Consider the following 20,149-nt stretch of genomic DNA (forward strand, 5'->3'; position numbering starts at 1 on the left):
AATTCTTGTTCTCAAAATTTGTATACAAGTCATGTGGACAAAATCTAGGTGTTCTCCCTAGCGCATGTGCAAGGCCCGCAGGTTCGGGCACCCGGGGCTTGGTGGTGTGCAGGCGAAAAGGGCGCCTGCTCCCGATCTTCAGCAACTGCCGGCATTGCGTGCTATCACTGTTGCCGGCGCGGAGAAATCCATCGGCGCCCCGGTCCAGTTGATGGGGCCGCACCCCGCTCGCATAGAATCGACCGAATATGGGTACTCCAGTCATCACCAAGGCCAAGATCGCCGAGCGCCTCATAGAGTCGATTCTGACCGCCAAGCTCCGTCCGGGAGAGCGGCTGGGCGAGCAGGACATCGCGGACTTGTTCCAGGTCAGCCGTACCCTGGTGCGCGAGGCCTTGATGCATTTGCAGACCCGCGGTTTCGTGGAGGTCCGCCCGCGGGTGGGCTGGTATGTCGCCGAGCCCTCGTTCGATGAAGCGCGTGAAACCTATGCGGCGCGGCGCGTTGTGGAGCCCGGCATGCTGCGCGATGCGGGCAAGCCGCTGCAGGCGACGCTGAAGCGCCTGCGCAAGCATATTGCGGACGAGCGCGAGGCCATTGCCAGCGGCGATGCGGCAGCCCGCAGCTGGCTGCTGGCCGATTTCCATATCTGCCTGGCCGAGTGCCTGGGCAACCGCTTCCTGACCTCCATGATGGTCGACCTCTCGGCGCGCACGACCCTGGTTTCGGAGCTGTACCAGTCGAAGACCGAGGCCAAGGTCTTCAATGACGATCACGCAGCCATCGTCGAGGCGCTGGCCGAGGGCGACAACGCGCGGGCGGAGCAACTGATGATCGCGCATATCGACGCCCTGGCATCGCGGCTGGATGAAAGCCTGGTCGGCCGCGGCGGCGCGCGCAACCGCCTGCGCTCCATCCTGGCGCCCGAAGACCCGGCTTCCAGCAAATAGCGCTTCCGAAGCCGGTGAACTCGGGGTAGGGTGGCTTAGCTGGAGCGCACGCAGCCGAAGGGCATGGCTTGCAGCGCATGGCGTCCGCAACCATTTTCCCGAACCTGAAAGGTCCCGATCCCATGCAGGCATTGCAAGGAATGACTTGGCTCCTGGTGCTGCAGCTCACCGGCGAAGCCCTGGCCCATCTGTTCAATCTGCCGTTCCCGGGGCCGGTCGTGGGCATGCTGCTGCTCGTGATATCGCTGCAGTTCCATCGCGTGCGCGAGCCGGTGCATGCGGCGGCCAGCTATCTGCTGTCGCATCTGTCGCTGCTGTTCGTGCCGGTAGGCGTGGGCGTGATCACCCATCTGGATCTGCTGCGCGACTACGGGCTCAAGCTGATGCTGGTCATCGCGCTGTCCACCTGGGCCGGCATGGCCGTCACGGTGCTGCTGGTGCGCGGCTTGATGCGCGGCCAGCCCGAAGCCAGGAAGGAGGGGGCCCGCGATGCCTGATTTTGTCCAGCTCTGGGTCTATCTTTCGTCCGCGCCGCTGTTCGGGCTCACCGCCACCCTGGCCGTCTATGTGGTTGCGCATGCGCTGTATGTGCGCTCCGGCCAGGCACCCTGGGCCAACCCGGTGCTGTGGTCCGTGGTGGTGCTGGGCACGGCGCTGCTGGTCACGCAGGTACCGTATCCCACGTATTTTGCCGGCGCCCAGTTCATTCACTTCCTGCTGGGGCCCGCCGTTGTCGCGCTGGGGTTTCCGCTGTGGGAGCGGCGCGTGGAGCTGCAGCGCAACTGGGGGCGTTTTCTGGTGGCGGCGCTGGCCGGAGGCGCCACGGCCGCCATCGTCGCCGTGGGCCTGGGCTGGGCCGTGGGCCTGCCGCCGGAAGTGCTGCGCTCGCTGGCACCCAAGTCCGTCACGGCGCCCGTGGCCATGGGCGTGGCGGAGAAGATCGGCGGCGTTCCGGCGCTGGCCGCCGTGTTTGCAGTGCTGACGGGCCTGATAGGCGCACTGTCCGCGCGCAGTCTGTTCCGGATCCTGCGTATCGGTACCAGCGACGTGGAATGGGTGGCGCGTGGCTTCGGCCTGGGTACGGTGTCGCACGGCATTGGCGCCGCGCGGGCGCTGCAGGTGAATGCCGATGCCGGAGCCTATGCCGGCCTGGCGCTGAGCCTGCAGGTACTGCTGGCGGCGCTGCTGATGCCGCTGGCGGCACGCTGGTTCTAGGCTGCGCCGGAACGCCCCGGCAAGAAAAAAGGGTGCAGCCCTTCGGAAGCGCACCCTTTTTCGCTCAAGCCGCCACCAGCTCGGCCACGGCCTGCGGCGCCACCTGGTAGCCGTCGAACTGCATGGTGTACTGCGCGCGGCCCGATGAAAGCGCGCGCAGCGTACCGATGTAGCCGAACATTTCCTTGAGTGGCACCAGTGCATCGACCACCGTGGCCGTGCCGCGCAGCTCATGCCCGCGCACCTGGCCGCGGCGGCGGTGCAGGTCGCCGATCACGTCGCCCAGGTACTCGGTGGGCGTGATCACCTCCACGGCCATCACCGGCTCCAGCAGCTGCGGCCCGGCCTTGGCGAAGGCATCGCGCAGCGCATGGCCTGCGGCCAGCTCGAAGACCATGGCCGAGGAGTCGCGCTCGTGGAACGCCCCGTCGACCAGCACGGCGCGGAAGTCCACGGCCGGGTATCCCGAAGCCGGGCCGGCCTCGGCCATGCGCCGGATGCCGGCCTCCACCGCGGGAATGAACTCGCGCGGGATCGCGCCGCCGACGATGCGGCTTTCAAATTGCACGCCCGCGCCGCGCTCCAGAGGCTCCAGGCGCAGCGTCAGCTGCGCGAACTGGCCGGGGCCGCCGGTCTGCTTCCTGTGCACATGCGTCAGCTCCGCCTCCCTTGCAATGGTTTCGCGGTAGGCCACCTGCGGGCGGCCCACCACCACATCCACGCCGAAGCGCTCGTGCAGCTTGTGCACGGCAACCTCCAGCTGCAGCTCGCCCATGCCGGACAGAATGGTCTGGCCGGACTCTTCGTCCTGGCGCAGGCGCAGGCTCGGGTCTTCGCGCAGCATGGCCTGCAGTGCCCTGGACAGGCCCTGCTGGTCGGCCTTGGTGCGCGGCTCCAGCGCCAGGTGGATCACCGGCTCCGGCACGGCAATGGATTCCAGCTGCACCGGGTGCTTCGGGTCGCTCAGGGTGTGGCCCGTGAGCGTGTCCTGGAAACCGACCACGCCCGCGATCTCGCCCGCCACCAGTTCGTCGCGTTCCACATGCTTGTCGGCATGCACTTCATAGAGGCGGGCTGCACGTTCCATGCGCCCGGTGCTGGTGTTGAGCAGGCTGTCCCCGCGCCGCAGCCGGCCCGCATACAGGCGCACGAAGACCATGCTGCCGTGCTCGTCGGCCACCACCTTGAAGGCCAGGGCCGCGAGGGGCTCGCCGGCGAGATCCGTGGTCGTGCCTTCGCGCTCGCCGGGGGCGGGTAGCCAGTCGACCACCGCGTCCAGCAGCGGCTCGACACCGCGGTTGCGGAAGGCCGAGCCCGCGAGCACCGGTACGAAGGCGCGCTTGCGCACGCCCGCGCGGATGCAGCTCAGCAGCAATTCCACCGAAGGCTCCTCGCCGCGCAACCAGGTCTCCAGGGCCTCGTCGTCCTGCTCGACCACGGCTTCGAGCAGGCGCGCGCGGGCCGCCTGGGCGGGCTCCAGGAGTTCGGCGGGGATGGCGGCCTCCTGCACCGGCTGCGATGCATCGTCGCGCTCCCACAGCAGCGCGCGCATGCGCACCAGGTCCACGACGCCGCGGAACCCTGCCTCGGCGCCTATGGGCAGATGCACGGGAATGGCCTGCACGCCCAGGCGCTCGCGCATGCTGTCGACCACCTGGTCGAAGCGTGCGCCCACGCGGTCGAGCTTGTTGACGAAGGCAATGCGCGGCACCTCGTGGCGGTCCGCCAGGCGCCAGTTGGTCTCGGTCTGCGGCTCCACGCCGGCCACGCCGTCGAGCACCACCACGGCGCCGTCGAGCACGCGCAGCGCGCGCCCCACCTCGATGTTGAAGTCGATGTGGCCGGGCGTGTCGATCAGGTTGATCTGCACGCCGCGCCAGTGCACGGTGGTGGCGGCGCTGTTGATGGTGATGCCGCGCCGGCGTTCCTCGGGATCGAAGTCCATATGGGCGGCACCGTCGTGCACTTCGCCCATGCGGTGGCTCTCGCCCGTGTAGAAGAGGATGCGTTCGCTGGTCGTGGTCTTGCCCGCGTCCACATGGGCAATGATGCCGATGTTGCGGATGCCGGGGCGGCCCGTGCCGGGGCGGCCGAGGCTGTTGTTGCTGGGGCGGTTCATGGTGACTCTTTCCGGACCCTTCGCGGGTCCACATATCGGGGAGGAGGGAGCCGCCCCGGCATGGATTCACCGGAGCGGGCTCAGCAGGGAGTGAGGCGGCCGGAACGCGGGCGCACGCGCACGCATCCCACGTTCCGGCGGGCGGAAATCGTGGCGATCAGCTTGTCGTACGTGCGTGTGAACATGAGGAAAACCAAAAAACAAAACCCCGGAAGACCATGCCTGCCGGGGTGGGGTGCCGGAAGGTCATCGCCTTCCGACTGCCATCGAAAGGACGCAGCTATGCAGCGAACGAGACTTGGAGGGCGTTGAACTTGAACATGCGGTCATTGTCCGGCAACGGAGTGCCCTGACTGGGAGTAGGGCCGGATCGCGGGGCGGACCGCAACGGGAGGATGCCGCAGGCCGGGCCTGCAGGTATGTCCGCTTGGGAGATATTGTTTTGATAGCTGCCAGCGCTTGATGGTTGAGCGTTTGAACGCTGTCTGACTGCTATTTTTTTTGCGCCGCGTGGCCCGCCATGCCTTTTCGCGATGGGCATTTGCCCGCAAACAGGCGGCATTCGGGCAAGGGCAGATGGTTTCTGCGTTAACTTCCGGTGCAATGCCTCGGTACGGAGGCTCGGATTCGACTGAAATTTCCCCGGAAGGATGCATATCGTGCACAAGCGTTTTCTTGTCAAAGCCCTGGCGGCCGCGGCTTTTCTGCCGGCCGCGCTGCTGGCCCAGGCCCAGGAGCTGAAGGTGACCATCGGCGTGACCTCGGGGCCTCACGCCCAGATTGCCGAGGTGGCGCGGCAGGTCGCGGCCCGGCAGGGACTCAAGGTCAGGCTCGTGGAGTTCGGCGACTTCATCCAGCCCAATGCCGCGCTGGTGGCCGGCGACATCGATGCCAACATCTACCAGCACCAGCCGTTCCTCGATGCCCAGAACAAGGATCGCGGCTACAAGCTCGTGCCCGTGGCCAAGGCCGTGAACCAGCAGATGGGCGTGTACTCGAAGAAGGTCGGGAACCTGAACGAGCTCAAGAGCGGCGCGCGCGTGGGCATTCCCAACGATCCCACCAACGGCTCGCGCGCGCTCATGGTGCTGGCCAAGCAGGGGCTGATCACGCTCAAGGGCGATGCCGGCGCACGCGCCTCCGTGCTGGACATCACCGCCAACCCCAGGAAGCTGCGCTTCGTGGAACTGGAAGCCGCCCAGCTCGCCCGCGCGCTCGACGATCTGGATGCCGCCGCGGTCAACAGCAGCTATGCAGTGGCCGCGGGCCTGTCGCCGCAGGGCGACTCACTGGCGCTGGAGGATGTGAACACGCCCTATGTGACGGTGCTCATCGTCACGCGTGCCGGCCATGAAAAGGACAAGGGCCTGCAGGCCTTCGTGAAGGCCTACCAGTCGCCGGAAGTCAAGGCCTTCGTGGACAAGACCTTCAAGGGCGCCTACACCGTTGCCTGGTAAGACCATGAACATGCCCTGGAACCGCCTGGACGCCGACCTGTTCGAGCGCGCGCAGGCCTTGCTCGACGAGGAATGGCTGGCGCGCGACGCCGACCTGGCGCCCCTGCTGCCCGTGGTGCTGGAGCGCGGCGTGGGCCAGGACTGGCACAAGGCGGGCACTTTCCGCCACCATCTGGCAGGCGTGGCCCGCTCGCTGGCCCTGTGGCGCCAGCCCAGGGACATACGCCTGCTGGGCCTGCTGCACAGCGTGTACGGCAATGCCTTTGTCGACCTGGTCAAGTTCGATGCGGGCAGCGAGCGCGGCCGCATGCAGGCCCTGATCGGGGAAGCGGCCGAGCATCTGGTCTACCTGTTCTGCACCATGAGCCGCACGCAGTTCGTGCAGAAGCTGCTGGCCGGCGAGCTTGCGGCCGACGGCAGCATGACGCTGCACAGGAACGGCCCCGAGCCGCGCCAGACGATCACGCTCACGCCTTATGAAGTGGCAGCCTTCGCCATCGTCAGCATGGCCGACAGCATGGAGCAGTGGTTCAGCTGGCAGGAGGACATTTATTCGCGGTTCCCCCATGTGGACGGCACGCGCCAGCAGAGCGTGCACTGGGCGGCGTCGCTATGGCCCGGGCCCATGCGCCCCAGCAGCCGCATGCTCGGCCAGATCGCGGGGCTGGGCCTGGCGCTGCAGCACCCGGGCCTGCGGGAGCAACTGCCGCTGCCACCGGTATTCGGCCACTGCAGCCAGGCGCTGGATGCGGGGGCGGAAGCGGCTGCCGTGGCACTGTACTGGTCCGTGGTCCAGCTCGACCAGCCCCTGGTGGATGCCGATGCCGCAATCGCCACGCTGGAGCAGGCCGTGCGCCTGAACCCCTGGGTGGGCGAGCCGCAGATGGTGCTGGCCCAGCTTTACCTGGGTGCAGGCCGCGACGCCGAGGCGGCGCTGGCGGCCGAAAGCGCGCTGCAGTGCTTCAGCGCCTGGGGCAATGCCTGGGACAAGCGCGTGCAGTGGGATGCCTGGATCGCCTGGACGCGCATTCTGCTGCAGTCGGCCAGGGAGGGTTCCTGGCCGCAGCGGCTGGACAAGCTCAACAACATCGCACTGAAGCAGTGAGCGCGAGGGAGTGAATCCTCGTCAATGAAAAAGGCCTGGCACCTTGCGGCGACAGGCCTTTTTTGCGTCGAGGAGCGGGCGGCTTACTTGGTGCCGAAGATGCGGTCGCCCGCATCGCCCAGGCCGGGCAGGATGTAGCCATGCTCGTTGAGCTCGCGGTCCACGGCAGCCGTGTAGATGTCCACGTCGGGGTGGGCGGCCTGCAGCGTCTTCACGCCTTCGGGAGCGGCCAGCAGGCACATGAACTTGATGGACTTGGGATTGCACTTGTCCTTGAGCTGCTGCACGGCGGCGACGGCCGAGTTGCCCGTGGCCAGCATGGGATCGACGACGATGGCGTCGCGCTCGCTCATGTTCTCGGGCATCTTGAAATAGTACTCGACGGGCTTGAGCGTCTCGGGGTCGCGGTACAGGCCGATATGGCCGATGCGCGCGCCCGGCACCACGTTGAGCATGCCGTCCAGGAAGCCGTTGCCTGCGCGCAGGATGGAGACCAGCACCAGCTTCTTGCCGTCGATGACCTTGCCGGTCATGGTTTCCAGCGGGGTCTCGATCTCGATGTCCGAGAGCGGCATGTCGCGCGTGATCTCGTAGGCCATCAGCGTGGACAGCTCGCCGAGCATGCGGCGGAAGCTGTTGGTGCTGGCTTCCTTGCGGCGCATCAGCGTGAGTTTGTGTTGGACCAGCGGATGGTCGATCAGGTGCAAAGTGCTCATGTTCTATGTATTTGCGTTGTTCAGGTCACTACGCGGCGGCCATGTCGCCGGGACCGGGGCAGGGGATCAGTCGGCCAGAAAGCGCGCGTACCGTTCCAGGTCCACGTTGCCGCCGCTGATCACGATGCCCACACGGGCGCCCGAGAGCTTGATGCCGCCGTGCAGGGCGCCGGCCAGCGAAAGCGCTCCCGTGGGCTCGACCACGATTTTCATACGTTCCGCGTAAAAGCGCAGGGCCTGCACCAGTTGTTCATCGGAAACTGTGACTATGTCCTGCACATATTGCCGTATCAGCGCGAACGTGATGTCGCCGGGGGCCTGGGTCTGGGCACCGTCGGCGATGGTATGAGGGGTATCGATCCTGACGATGTGGCCGGCGCGCAGCGACTGCTGCACGTCGTTGCCGGTCTCGGGCTCCACGCCGTAGACCTTGCACTGCGGCGCCAGCGCGCGGGCCGACAGCAGGCAGCCCGACAGCAGGCCGCCACCGCCCGTGCAGACGAACAGATAGTCCAGGCCCGGAACGTCCTCCAGCAGCTCCTTGGCCGTCGTACCCTGGCCGGCGATCACGTCGCGGTGGTTGTAGGGCGGTACCAGCGTCATGCCGCGCTCGCCGGCGAGCTTGGCTGCAATGGCTTCGCGGTCTTCGGTGAAGCGGTTGTAGGTCACGACCTGGGCGCCATAGCCGCGCGTGGCCGCCATCTTGGATGCGGGCGCGTCCTCGGGCATGACGATGAGGGCGGGCATGTCCAGGATCTGCGCGGCCAGTGCGATGGCCTGCGCGTGGTTGCCCGATGAAAAGGCCAGTGCGCCGTGCCTGCGCTGCTCGGGGCTGAACCGGGCCAGGGCGTTGTAGGCGCCGCGCAGCTTGAAGGCGCCGACGCGCTGCAGGTTCTCGCACTTGAAGAACAGCTGGGCGCCCAGTTTTTCATCGACGGTGCGGCTGGTGAGCACCGGCGTGCGGTGGGCCACGCCCTTCAAGCGTTCGGCGGCCGCAGCCACATCGTCATAGGTCGGCAGCTGGAGGGGCGAGGTGTTCATGGTCATGGGAGGCCAAGGTTCTGGAGAGCCGGCGGGCATCGCCTGGAAGGAATGAGTGCACCAATCATGATAGCGGGGGGAATCGCAAAAAAGGGCGTGATGGGCATCGGCGGCGCGCAGAAAATCCGGTCCCTCAAAAAAGGACGCCGCTCGCCCGGAACGGGGAGCGGCGTCCAGGCTGGCGCAGCCTTGTACGGTGTGCTGCTTACACGAGCTTGTGGCCGCAGTGGGCGCAGAACCTGTCGTCGGGCGCCACGGCCTCATGGCAGCTCGGGCAGGCCAGCAGCTGCGGCTGCGGCTTGGCTGCCTGGGCCCGTGCTTCGGCTTCGGCGCGGGCCTTTGCTTCGTTCTCGGCCTGCCGGCGGGCTGCTTCCTGTTCGGCCGCGAGCCGCTCGGCCTGGCGTTGCGCTTCCTGCCGGGCTGCTTCGCGGGCCAGTTCTTCCTGCGCTTTCAGGCGTGCGGCTTCCTGGGCTGCGGCTTCGGCGCGCTGGCGTTCGGCTTGCGCATGGGCCTGGGCTTCACGCTGCCGTTCCTGCGCCGCCTGCTCCTGCGCCAGAGCCTGGGCCTGCAGCTGGGCCGCTGTATCGTAGGTTCCGGCCGATGCCTGGCGATCCGGGCTGACCGCCTGCGGTGCCTCGGCATCCTGCGCCGGCTGGGCCGGGGACTCCTGTGCCTTGGCGGCGCGGGCCTTGACCTGTTCGGCGGCCGCCATGGCACGGTCCTTGGCTTCCTCGGCATGCTTGCGCACATTGCCGATGAGATCGTCCAGCGCACCTTCTGCATCGGAGGCATCCAGGCCCTCCTGGGCCTGCAGGTAGACCAGGTTCATGCCCATGATCATGACCTGTGCCATGAGCGCACCCACCACGCAGTACAGCACGCCCAGGCCCGAAACCAGGCCCATCACGGCGGTGTTGCCCATGAAGGCGCTGGCGCCGTATCCCGCTGCGGCCAGGGACGCGGCCTGGCCGCCGCCGATGATGGCCGCACCCATGGTGGTCAGCGAGAAGCTGGCCGGCAGCAGGCCCGCGAACAGCAGCACACAGATCACGCCGATGATGAAATACAGCACCAGCTCGAGCAGGACCACTTCGACCAGCCGGCGCCGGGCAATGCCCAGCATACTGGCCAGGGCGGCCTTGAAGCCCAGCCCGCTCCAGATGGCAGGAGCGAACAGCGGATAGATCACCCAGATCAGGGCCACCAGCGCCGCGGCGGCCACCAGCACCAGGACCGGGTGCGCGACAAAGGCCAGGATGGCGCCGATCACGGGCAACTTGCAGACGAAGTACACCACGGCCGCCACGAGCAGGAAGGCCAGGACGGCCGCCAGCAGCAGCACCGCGAAGAGCAGGAACTTGGGGATGCAGGCCAGGCCGAAGGCAAAGGCTTCGCCGATGGTGCGCACCGGCATTTCCCTGGCCTTGTCCATGAGCATCACGCCCACGGCGGAGATGCCGCCCATCATGACCACGGCAGCGGCCAGGCTCAGCACCAGGCGCGCGATGCCGCCGGTGACGCCGCCTATCGCACTGCCCAGCCCCTGGGCGGCCAGGAAGACCAGAAAAGTCAGCAGCAAGGTGAGAAAGCCCACCAGCATGGGGCGCCACTGGGTCAGGCCTTCGCCTGCGCGCGCCAGGGTGGTGATGCGGATATCGCCCAGAGATTGATCGGGTCTCATGTACCGTCCTGTCGTGAGTGAATGAAGTGGTGATGCAATGGAGGCGCCGCCGAGGCGCCTTGGCTGCGGCTAGAGCTGGCCGCGGATCTCGCCTGCCTGGATGGTGTAGCGCTCCGTGCCTGCGGGCAGCGTGCGGTCGATGTTCTTGAGCACGGACACGGGCTTGCCGCTGCTGGTCTGGGTGGTGCCGGTGGAGGTGTTGACGCGGTTGGCGCGCACGTCGGCCTCGGCCTGGTCGACCACGATGCTGGAGGCGCCGCGGTTGTTGGCCAGCTCATTGGCCAGATTCTTGAGCGTGTCCATGGCGCGCGTGTACTCGGGCCGGCCCTTGGCGGCCAGCGGCATGTCGACGCTGACGGATTCCAGCGCGCGCATTCTGCGGGTCTGGCCGCTCTGGCTGTCGGTGATGCTCACGTCGGCCATGCGCACGCCGCCGGCGATGGCACGCTGGCCCGGCGGCAGGCCCTGCATGGCGCTCACGGCCTGTACCTGCGCCGCGCGGGCGCGCTGGGCCTCCTGGTCCAGGACGGACTGCAGCCTGCCGAAGCGATCCGATGGCGCATGGCTGTCGCCCGCGGCCGGGCCGCCGCAGCTTTGCGCACTGGCCGAATTGGTGGCCCGCGACAGCATGCAGCTGAAGGAGCTGGAAGCGTCTTCCAGGGTTGCACAGCCGCTGGCCAGTACGGCGGCACAGGAGATCAGTGTCAGTTTGAGGTATCGCATAGGTCGCTGGTCGGCGCTGGTGTCGGATATGCCAGGAGGGCGGCGGGCCCGCCGCCTGGCGCACGTGAGAGGAATTGCGCTCAATCGAGCAGGTCGTCCAGCGTGGGCTGGGAACGGTTTTGCGGGCGCGCACCGGGCTTGTTTTGCACCGCGGGCCGGCTGGGGGGCGCGGCGGTCGGCTGCTGGGCAGCGACAGCCGCCGTTGCCGCCGCGTCGGGCCGGGGCGAGGGCTCCGCCTGGGGCGGCGGCAGCTGCGTCGTGGGAGGGGCGCTCACCACCGTATCGCCGGAAGCCGGTGCCGCGGCATCCGGCACTGCAGGCGCTGCGGTGTCGCGGTTTTGCGGGCCCACCAGGGCATCGGCGCGGGCCTTGTCCTCCTGCGAAATCCCGTCCTTGTCGGTGGTGGCTGCGCCGGCCGGGCCGCCGGGGGCCGGGCTGGCCATGTTGGCCGGGTGCGAGAAGCTGCCCATTTTCTGCGCGAGCAGCACGCCGGCGCCCACGGCAATCAGCAGCACGGCGATCACGGCCCATTTGATCCAGGGGCGGCCGCCGGCGGCGGGTTCGGCCGGGAAAGCCGGCGGGCTGTAAGGTGCCCGGGCGCCCAGGTCCATGCCCATGCCGGGCTCCACGCGGGCAGGGCGTGGCGCCGCCACGGACGGTGCCGTTGCACCTGTGGCCGCGGAGGGCGGAATGTCGGCTACCGGCCCGCCAGGGGCCGCGGGGGCGAACGCCGTCCCGCACCGGGGGCAGAACCTGGCGTGGGGCTTGCACGGCGCATGGCAATGGCTGCAAGTCTTTTCGCCGGCATGGGCCGCGGCACCGCCGGGCGGGGCCGGCTCCTGCGGCATGGCTGAAGAAGACCGGGCGGCACCGCAGCGGTTGCAGAATTTGGCGGTTGCGGCCAGGGGATTGCCGCACTGTGAACAATTCATTTGTGATGGACTGAAGAAAGTTGCAGGCAATAGCCAAGCTTGCCGTTTCGGGCTTGCGGCATCTTACTATCGTCAACAGTCTCCAGCGGCGAGGCCCCGGATCGGGGCCGTGCCTGCCAGGGCTCCCGGCATGGGGGCGGGCGCAAGGCAGGCGAGGGCGGCATCGCGCGCGAGCAACCGCTTGTAAAGCTGCAAAAGTCTGGCCGGAGTCCGACTCTGCGCAAAGCATCGCGGTGCTTCAATGGTTCTGTCGCGTCTGCATGACGCACCACATCAAGGAGTCCTGCCATGTCCACAGAGTCATTGCTTCAACCGGCTTTCCGGCAAGCAGCGCCGGCGCTGGCTGCGCTGATTGCCGCCGCAGCGCTGTCGGGATGCGTGGTGGCGCCCGTCGGGCCCGCCTACGGTGCCGGCGGCTACTACGACGAGGGCGTGGTGACGGCCGAGGTGGCGCCGCCGGCGCCCTATGTGGAAACCATTCCGGTTGCTCCATTCGCGGGCGCGGTCTGGATCGGCGGCTTCTGGGACTGGTCGGGCGGGCGCCATGTCTGGCGGCCCGGCCACTATGAGCGTCCGCGCCCGGGCTTCAGCTACCGCCAGCCGGGCTGGACCCATGGTTCCGACGGCCGCTGGATGCTGCACCGCGGCGGCTGGGAGCATGGCCGCCGCTGAGTCGCTTTAAGACCCAAACACGCGCTAAGCGCAGAGCCATGCAAGGGCTGGGATAATCCCAGCCCTTATGTCTTTGCAGATCACCTTCCCCGAGCAACTCCCCGTATCCAGCCGCCGCGACGAGATCATGGAGGCCATGGACCGCCATCAGGTCATCATCGTCTGCGGGGAGACGGGCTCGGGCAAGACCACGCAGCTGCCCAAGATCGCCCTGGCGCTGGGCCGCGGCAAGGTCAATGCGGTGCCCGACGAGAACGGCCAGGTGCGCGGCCACCTGATCGGCCACACCCAGCCGCGCCGCATTGCGGCCTCCAGCGTGGCCAAGCGCATTGCCGAGGAGCTCAACACGCCGCTGGGCGAAGTCGTGGGCTACAAGGTGCGCTTCCAGGACACGCTGCAAAAGGGCGCTTCGGTCAAGCTGATGACGGACGGCATATTGCTGGCCGAGACCCAGACCGATCCGCTGCTCAAGGCCTACGACACCCTGATCATCGACGAGGCGCACGAGCGCAGCCTCAACATCGACTTCCTGCTGGGCTACATCAAGCAGATCCTTCCCCGGCGTCCGGACCTCAAGGTGATCGTGACCTCGGCCACCATCGATGCCGAGCGCTTTGCCAGGCACTTTGCAGGGCCTCGCCGGGCGCCGGGCCGCCCCAAGGCCGGCGAAGCCCCCTCGGGGGGCAGCGACCCCCATGGAATGGGGGAGCGTGGGGGCGACGATCTGGTGCCGGCGCCGGTCATCATGGTCTCGGGCCGCACCTACCCAGTGGAGATGCGCTACAAGCCCTTCGAGGAAAAAAAGGACTTCGACCTCAACGACGCGATTGCCGACGGCGTGGACGAGCTGTGGGCCGGCGGCAGGGGCGGCGACATCCTGGTCTTCCTGCCGGGCGAGCGCGAGATCCGCGAGGCGGCCGACCATTTGCGCAAGCATTTGCAGCATTCGCCCGTGCTCAGGAGCGCCGAGGTGCTGCCGCTGTTCTCGCGCCTGTCCCAGGCCGAGCAGGACCGCATCTTCGACGGCCATACGGGCCGGCGCATCGTGCTGGCCACCAACGTGGCCGAGACCTCGCTCACCGTTCCCGGCATCAGATACGTCATCGACGCAGGCACGGCACGCGTCAAGCGCTATTCTTTTAGAAGCAAGGTGGAGCAGCTGCTGGTCGAGCCCATCAGCCAGGCCGCGGCCAACCAGCGCGCGGGCCGCTGCGGCCGCGTGGCCAACGGCATTTGCATACGCCTGTATGACGAGGCCGACTTCAACAGCCGGCCCAAGTTCACCGACCCCGAAATCCTGCGCAGCTCGCTGGCCGGCGTGATCCTGCGCATGAAGTCGCTGGGCCTGGGCGACGTGGTGAACTTTCCCTTCCTCGAAGCGCCTTCGGGCCGTGCGATTGCCGACGGCTACCAGCTGCTGGCCGAGCTGGGCGCCGTGGACGAGCGCGGCAACCTGCTGTCCATGGGCAAGGAGCTGGCGCGCCTGCCGCTGGACCCGCGCGTGGCGCGCATGATCGTCGAGGCGCGCTCGCGCGGCGCGCTGGCCGAGGTGCTCATCATTGCCTCGGCCCTGTCCGTGCAGGACGTGCGCGACCGCCCGCTGGAGGCCCAGCAGCAGGCCGACCAGGCGCATGCCAAGTTCGACGACGAAAAGAGCGAGTTCAGCGGCTATCTGCGGCTGTGGAAGTGGCTGTCGGACGCGCGCGGCGGCAAGGTCGTGGCCAGGAGCCGCAAGGAAATGGCGGCGCAGAGCGCGCCCGCGCCCAGGCAGATCCGCAATGCGGCCTTTCTGCCCGTGAGCCAGCGCATGAGCGGAGCTACGGGCGCGCAGGTGGACGGCTCGGCCGAGGAGCGCCTGGCGCTGTTCAATCCCGCCGAAGCCGAGGAAGCCACGCACAAGATCAGCAACCGCCAGTGGGAGCAGCTGCTGCGCCAGAACTTCATCAACATCCGTCGCGTGCGCGAGTGGCGCGACATCCATTCGCAGCTGCTGACCGTGGTCAAGGAGCAGAAATGGCTGCTCAACAACGAGGCCGCGGGCTATGACGCCGTACACCTGTCCATGCTGGCAGGCCTGCTGGGCAACGTGGGGTACAAGGGCGAGGAAAGCGAAGCCTACCTGGGCGCGCACGGCATCAAGTTCCATCCGCACCCGGGCGCGCACCTGTCCAAGAAGCCGGGCCGCTGGATCGTCGCGGCCGAGCAGGTCGAGACTTCGCGCCTGTACGGCCGCGGCATCGCCGCCATCGAGCCGCAGTGGCTGGAGGAGGTGGGCGGCCACCTGCTCAGAAAGCAGCTGCTGGACCCGCACTGGAGCAAGAAGCAGGCCGACGTGATCGCCTACGAGCGCGCCACGCTCTACGGGCTGGTGGTCTACAACGGCCGCCGCGTGAGCTACGGCCGCGTGGACCCGCACGAGGCGCGCAATCTCTTCATCCGCCAGGCGCTGGTCGAAGGCGAGTGGGAAACCAAATGGCATTTCCTGCCCGCCAACCTCAAGATGGTGCGCAAGGTGGAGGAGCTGGAGCACAAGAGCCGCCGCCAGGACGTGCTGGTGGACGACGAGCTGATCTTCGCCTTCTACGACCAGCAGATTCCGCGCGACGTGTTCAGCGGCGCCACCTTCGACCAATGGTTCCGTACCGCCTGCAAGGACCATCCCGACCTGCTGCGCCTGTCGCGCGACGAGCTGATGCGGCACGAGGCCGCGGGCATCACCACGGACAACTTCCCCAAGACCGTCCGGCTCGGCGGCGTGGACTGCTCGGCCGCCTACCTGCACAGCCCCGGCGATGCGCGCGACGGCATCACCGTCACGGTGCCGCTGTTCGTGCTCAACCAGGTTGCGGAGGAGCGCGCCGAATGGCTGGTGCCCGGCATGCTCAAGGACAAAATCCAGGCCCTGCTCAAGAGCCTGCCGCAGCGCCCGCGCAGCCGCTTCGTGCCGCTGCCCGAGAGCGCTGCGCGCCTGGCCGAGCTGTTCACTGCCCCGGAGCGCTGGGCCCAGGGCAGCCTGATCGACGCGCTGCTCAAGCAGGTGCGCGACGAGACTTCGCTGGACGTCAAGCGCGCCGACTTCAAGCTGGACATGCTCAGCCCGCACCTGTTCATGAACTTCCGCATCACCGACGAGCATGGCCGCCAGCTGGGCCAGGGCCGCAACCTCGGTGCGCTCAAGGCCGAGCTGGGCGCCAGGGCGCGCGGCGCTTTCCAGGCGCTTGCTTCATTAAAGATAGCTGACGGCGCTGATCCTGCAAAAGATTCAGGAAAAGAAGTACCGGAGATTGCCAACAGGAAAGCGAAGCCAGCTCCTGAAAAGGAAGCGGCCGCTTCCGCGCCAAAGGCCCAGCCTGCCGATGCACGCTACAAGGAATGGAGCTTTGGCGAGTTGCCCGAGCTCATGGAGATCAGAAAGGGCAGCCAGACGCTGATCGGCTTTCCGGCGCTGATCGACCACGGCGATGCGGTGGGCATCGAGGTCTTCGACGAGCCCGAGGTGGCCGCCGCCAAGCACCGCGTGGGCCTGCGCCGGCTGTTCGCGCTGCAGATCCGCGATGCGCTCAAGTACCTGGAAAAGAACATTCCCGACCTGCAGAAAATGGCCGTGGCCTATATGCCGCTGGGCACGCAGGAGGAGCTGCGCAGCCAGATCATCGACGTGGCCATCGACCGGGCCTTCCTGCAGGAGCCGCTGCCGGCCAACGAGGCCGACTTCAAGCAGCGCGTGCAGGACGGGCGCGGGCGCCTGACGCTGATCGCCAACGAGGTGGCGCGCATGGCCGCGACCATCCTGACCGAGTACGCGGCCGCCGCACGCAAGATCAAGGACACCAAGAACGCGCCCGAAGCGACCCGGGACGCGGGCGAGCAGCTGCAAAAGCTCATGCCCCGGAACTTCATCGCCGTGGCGCCGTGGGCGCAACTGGGCCATTACGCACGTTATCTGAAGGCCATCACCACGCGGCTGGACAAGTACCGCGCCGACCCGGCGCGCGACGCGGCCAAGCTCAAGGAACTGCAGCCGCTGGAGCAGCGCTACTGGCGCCTGGTGGCCGAGCGCAAGGGCCAGGTGGATGCGCGCATGCAGGAATACCGCTGGATGCTGGAGGAACTGCGCGTGAGCTTCTTCGCTCAGGAGCTGCGCACGCCGTACCCGGTCAGCGCCAAGCGGCTGGACAAGGTCTGGCAGCAGCTGCAGCATTGACGCGCGTCAAGTCCCGCACGTTTTTCTGCAGCTTCCTGCGGTGACCGGCTATAGCATGGCTGCATGCACATCACATTCCATGGCGCGGCCCGGCAGGTCACCGGCTCCTGTTTCCTGGTACAGGCACAGGGCTGCCGCTTTCTGATCGACTGCGGCATGGTGCAGGGCAGCCGCGAGGCGCGCGAGCGCAACTACCGGCCGTTCCCGTTCGACCCGCGGCGCATCGACTTCGTACTGCTGACGCATGCCCACATCGACCATTGCGGCCTGCTTCCGCGCCTGGCAGAGCATGGCTTCGCCGGACCGGTGTATGCCACGCCCGCCACGGTGGATCTGGCGGATGTGCTGCTCAAGGACAGCGCGCACATCCAGGAAGTGGAGTTCGACCGCGCGCAAAAGCGCGATGCCAAATCCAGGGAGCGCGGGAAAGGCCGCCGAAGCCATGCTCCGGTGCTGCCGCCGCTTTATACGCAGCGCGACGTGGAGCGCTGCCTGCAGCAGATGCGCGGCGTGGCCTATGACGAGGAGTTTTCTCCGGCCGAAGGTGTACGGGTGCGCTTTCGCGATGCCGGGCATATCCTGGGCTCGGCCATTGCGGAAATCTGGCTGGCCGACGGACAGGGCGGTACACGCAAGCTGGTGGCCAGCGGTGACCTGGGACAGCCCGGGCGTCCCATCCTGCGGGATCCGACACCCATAGACGCGGCAGACGTGCTGTTGATCGAGTCCACCTACGGCGACCGGCTGCACAAGGACATGCCGGCCACGCTGGATGAGCTGGTCGATGTGGTCAACCGGACCGTTGCCCGGGGCAATGTGGTGATTCCCGCCTTTTCCGTGGGGCGCACCCAGGAGATCCTGTACCACTTCCTCCAGCAGGCTGCCTGCGGCCGGCTGGCTCCGCTGGACATCTTCGTCGACTCTCCCATGGCCGTGGCCGCCACGGAAATCACCGCCCGGCATTTCGAGCTGTTCGACCAGGAGGCGCGCGAACTGCTGGCGCGGGCCCGGCACTCGTCACAGCTGCTGCGCGTGCATTTCATCAGCGATGTGCAGGACTCCATCCGCCTCAACCGCGTGCAGTCCGGCGCAGTCATCATTTCGGCCAGCGGGATGTGCGATGCGGGCCGCGTCCTGCATCACCTGCACAACAATCTGGGCCGGCGCGAATGCGCGGTCATCATCGCGGGCTTCCAGGCCGAGGGCACGCTGGGCCGCCGCCTGGTGGACGGAGACCGGCTTGTACGCCTGCTGGGCGACGATATCGAAGTGCGCGCCTCCGTGCATACCTTGGGCGGTTTCTCGGCCCATGCCGACCAGAAGGCGCTGCTGGACTGGGCGCGGGCCATGCGCCAGCCGCCGCGCCAGGCCTTCGTGGTGCATGGCGAAGCGGCGGCCTCCCAGGCCTTGGCGGCAGCCCTGCGGCTGGAGCCTGGCTGGAATGCCTGCGAGGTGACGGTGCCGCAAGAGGGCGCGATGCACCCCATCTAGGAGCGGGCCATGGAACTGCCGTGGGAAGCGCTGGACCACTGGATCGCCTCTCTGGGGCTGGGCCTGCTCATCGGCGTGGTGAGCGAACGCCGCGAATCGGCACGCCGCTCCATGGCCGGCATCCGCACCCATGCGCTGACGGCGCTGCTGGGATGCGCGGCCTGGAGCCTGGGCATGGGGCCCTTTGCCGCGACGCTCCTGGTCCTGGGCGGCCTGGCCGTCGTCGCCTATTGGCGTTCCTCGCGGCAGGATCCGGGGCTGACGGGCGAAGTGACGCTGTTGCTCTCGCTCACCCTGGGCGCGCTCTCGCACCAGAGTCCCGTGCTTGCGGCCGGCCTGGGCGTGCTGTGCGCCATCCTGGTCCATGCCAAGGAGCGCCTGACCCGCTGGAGCCGCGTGCTGCTGCGCGAACAGGAGCTGCACGACGGCCTGCTGCTGGCCGCAGCCGCGCTGGTGGTGATGCCATTGTTGCCGGCTCGTCCCATCGATCCCTGGAACGTGCTGCAACCGGCCACCTTGTGGCGGGTGGTGGTCCTGGTCATGGCCGTGGGTATGCTGGGGCAGGTGCTGACGCGGGCGCTGGGGCCTCGCTGGGGTTTGCTGGTCACGGGGTTTTTCTCGGGCCTGGTGTCGTCGACGGCCGCCGTCGCCAGCCTGGGCCAGCGGGCCCGGGGGCAGCCCGCACAGCTTTCGGCCACCATGGCTGCGGCCATGCTGGCCCAACTGGCATCCCTGGGCCTCCTGGCAGCCCTATTGGCCGCTGCTTCCATGCCCTTGCTGCGGTCCATGGCCTGGCCGCTGGCTGCCGCCGCGGCAGGCCTGCTGCTGGCGGCGGTGGCGGGCCTGCGCCAAGGCCGGCTGCAGCCGGGCCCGAAGGAGGCGGCAGCAAAGGAGGCCGCACAAGCGCAGACGGATTCGGCCCGTGCCTTCCGGCTTTCCCAGGCCCTGACCATCGCCGCCATCATGGCGCTGGTGCTGCTGCTCGCTGCGTGGCTGCAGCACCTGTTCGGCAATGCCGGTGTGCTGGTCGGCAGCGCCGTGGTGGCCCTGGCGGAGGCACATGCCGCCGCTGCCGGACTGGCGCAGCTCCATGCTTCGGGCAGCCTGCCGCTGGCGATGGCCCGCTGGGGTGTGCTGGCGACATTGGCGGCCACGGTCGCGGCCAAGTCGGTGCTGGCATTTGCCTCGGGCGGGGTGCGCTACGGCGCATGCGTCAGCACGGGCCTGGGCCTCATGCTGGCGGGAGCATGGCTGGCGGCGTAGCCAGCGCCTCGATCAGCTCGTGCGCCGAAACATCGCGCGCCGCGCCGAAGCCGGCCACATGGCGTGCCAGCGTGGGAGTGATGCAGATGAAGCGGAAGTCTCCGAGCAGGGTCATGGGCTCGGCCTCGGGAAAGCGCTGCAGGTAGGCGGTGCGCATGCCTTGCCAGAGCACGCTGTCTTGCGGCGGGGTGGATGCCACGCCCTGGATGCTGGCGCGCTCCAGCGCATGCACGCCCTGGCCGGGCTCTTCGGCCGCCGTCACCAGCAGGCTGACCGCGGGGTGCTGCTCCATGGCCCGGGTGTGGGCGGCCAGGCCGCTCACATGGATGACAAAGCAGGAAAACTGCGCGCACCACGCCCAGGGCACCATGGACAGCCAGGGGGCGGTCAGGGCGGTGGCTTGCTCCGGCGCGGCCAGCGGCTGTACGGCCAGGGTGGCCGTGCGCCGGCTGGCAAGCAGCGTGCGCAGGGAGATCTGCAGGCGTGATTCGTGGAGCATGCCGCCATGGTAAGCGCAGCGGCCGCAGCGTGGGGATGCTGTGAAAAGCATAGCGTGCTGCGCATGCTGGAAAAGGCCTGC

General features: G+C 67.9%; 16 protein-coding genes and 1 pseudogene. 9 read left to right on the plus strand and 8 right to left on the minus strand.

The genetic code is table 11. The annotated features are described in order from the left end of the window. The first annotated feature begins 248 nt into the window (after positions 1-248). The 3 genes from Cte04_RS20075 to Cte04_RS20085 all read left to right on the plus strand — a co-directional run bounded on the left by Cte04_RS20075 (position 249) and on the right by Cte04_RS20085 (position 2,165). Positions 249-950 (plus strand): GntR family transcriptional regulator, encoded by a 702-nt coding sequence (locus tag Cte04_RS20075; RefSeq protein ID WP_066483274.1) that lies wholly within the window; start codon positions 249-251, stop codon positions 948-950. Positions 951-1,072: 122 nt separating this feature from the next. Further along, entirely contained in the window at positions 1,073-1,447 is a 375-nt protein-coding gene (locus Cte04_RS20080) for a CidA/LrgA family protein (protein ID WP_066483276.1), read from the plus strand. After that, positions 1,440-2,165: an LrgB family protein gene (locus Cte04_RS20085; protein WP_066483278.1), complete on the plus strand. Its 726-nt coding sequence runs from the start codon at positions 1,440-1,442 to the stop codon at positions 2,163-2,165. Before Cte04_RS20080 ends, Cte04_RS20085 begins: the two co-directional genes overlap by 8 nt. A 64-nt stretch (positions 2,166-2,229) precedes the next feature. Here Cte04_RS20085 and fusA read toward each other — a convergent pair whose 3' ends face one another. Beyond that, positions 2,230-4,284: an elongation factor G gene (gene fusA / locus Cte04_RS20090; RefSeq protein ID WP_066483282.1), complete on the minus strand. Its 2,055-nt coding sequence runs from the start codon at positions 4,282-4,284 to the stop codon at positions 2,230-2,232. A 650-nt stretch (positions 4,285-4,934) separates the two neighbouring features. Between fusA and Cte04_RS20095 the strand changes: the two genes are divergently transcribed. Together Cte04_RS20095 and Cte04_RS20100 are read left to right on the plus strand one after the other, a co-directional pair. Then, on the plus strand, positions 4,935-5,741 hold the full coding sequence (locus Cte04_RS20095; RefSeq protein ID WP_066483283.1) for a MetQ/NlpA family ABC transporter substrate-binding protein: 807 nt from the start codon (positions 4,935-4,937) through the stop codon (positions 5,739-5,741). Positions 5,742-5,745: 4 nt separating this feature from the next. After that, positions 5,746-6,846, plus strand: a complete 1,101-nt coding sequence (locus Cte04_RS20100; protein WP_066483288.1) for a DUF6817 domain-containing protein — start codon at positions 5,746-5,748, stop codon at positions 6,844-6,846. Positions 6,847-6,929: 83 nt separating this feature from the next. Here the strand turns inward: Cte04_RS20100 and upp are convergent, their stop codons facing one another. The 6 genes and pseudogenes from upp to Cte04_RS22230 all read right to left on the minus strand — a co-directional run. Continuing rightward, positions 6,930-7,562, minus strand: a complete 633-nt coding sequence (gene upp, locus Cte04_RS20105; RefSeq protein WP_066483292.1) for a uracil phosphoribosyltransferase — start codon at positions 7,560-7,562, stop codon at positions 6,930-6,932. Between the two features lie 66 nt (positions 7,563-7,628). Continuing rightward, positions 7,629-8,609 (minus strand): threo-3-hydroxy-L-aspartate ammonia-lyase, encoded by a 981-nt coding sequence (locus Cte04_RS20110; RefSeq protein ID WP_157082203.1) that lies wholly within the window; start codon positions 8,607-8,609, stop codon positions 7,629-7,631. Positions 8,610-8,808: 199 nt separating this feature from the next. Next, positions 8,809-10,284: a zinc ribbon domain-containing protein gene (locus tag Cte04_RS20115; protein WP_066483298.1), complete on the minus strand. Its 1,476-nt coding sequence runs from the start codon at positions 10,282-10,284 to the stop codon at positions 8,809-8,811. Positions 10,285-10,353: 69 nt separating this feature from the next. After that, on the minus strand, positions 10,354-11,007 hold the full coding sequence (locus Cte04_RS20120) for a hypothetical protein (RefSeq protein WP_066483301.1): 654 nt from the start codon (positions 11,005-11,007) through the stop codon (positions 10,354-10,356). Between the two features lie 80 nt (positions 11,008-11,087). After that, on the minus strand, positions 11,088-11,660 hold the full coding sequence (locus tag Cte04_RS20125) for a hypothetical protein (protein ID WP_066483310.1): 573 nt from the start codon (positions 11,658-11,660) through the stop codon (positions 11,088-11,090). A gap of 93 nt (positions 11,661-11,753) precedes the next feature. After that, positions 11,754-11,939, minus strand: a pseudogene (locus tag Cte04_RS22230) (double zinc ribbon domain-containing protein); the annotation flags it as partial. Between the two features lie 288 nt (positions 11,940-12,227). Here Cte04_RS22230 and Cte04_RS20130 point away from each other — a divergent pair. From Cte04_RS20130 to Cte04_RS20145, 4 genes are all read left to right on the plus strand, one after another. Further along, positions 12,228-12,611 carry a YXWGXW repeat-containing protein gene (locus Cte04_RS20130; protein ID WP_066483313.1) on the plus strand — a complete coding sequence of 128 codons (384 nt, stop codon included), beginning with the start codon at positions 12,228-12,230 and terminating at the stop codon, positions 12,609-12,611. A gap of 67 nt (positions 12,612-12,678) precedes the next feature. Continuing rightward, the gene (gene hrpA / locus Cte04_RS20135) at positions 12,679-16,815 is read left to right on the plus strand and encodes an ATP-dependent RNA helicase HrpA (protein ID WP_066483316.1); all 4,137 of its coding nucleotides are present in this window, start codon (positions 12,679-12,681) and stop codon (positions 16,813-16,815) included. A gap of 63 nt (positions 16,816-16,878) precedes the next feature. After that, a complete protein-coding gene (locus Cte04_RS20140) occupies positions 16,879-18,306 on the plus strand; it encodes an MBL fold metallo-hydrolase RNA specificity domain-containing protein (RefSeq protein WP_066483321.1) in 1,428 nt (475 codons plus the stop codon). Positions 18,307-18,315: 9 nt separating this feature from the next. Continuing rightward, positions 18,316-19,569: an MgtC/SapB family protein gene (locus Cte04_RS20145; protein WP_066483324.1), complete on the plus strand. Its 1,254-nt coding sequence runs from the start codon at positions 18,316-18,318 to the stop codon at positions 19,567-19,569. Here the strand turns inward: Cte04_RS20145 and Cte04_RS20150 are convergent. Next, positions 19,538-20,068, minus strand: coding sequence for a pyridoxamine 5'-phosphate oxidase family protein (locus tag Cte04_RS20150; RefSeq protein WP_066483332.1), 531 nt, complete (start codon positions 20,066-20,068; stop codon positions 19,538-19,540). The two genes, Cte04_RS20145 and Cte04_RS20150, sit on opposite strands and share 32 nt — an antisense overlap. Positions 20,069-20,149 lie beyond the last annotated feature (81 nt).

Source organism: Comamonas terrae, from assembly GCF_001544075.1.
Classification (GTDB): domain Bacteria; phylum Pseudomonadota; class Gammaproteobacteria; order Burkholderiales; family Burkholderiaceae_C; genus Comamonas; species Comamonas terrae.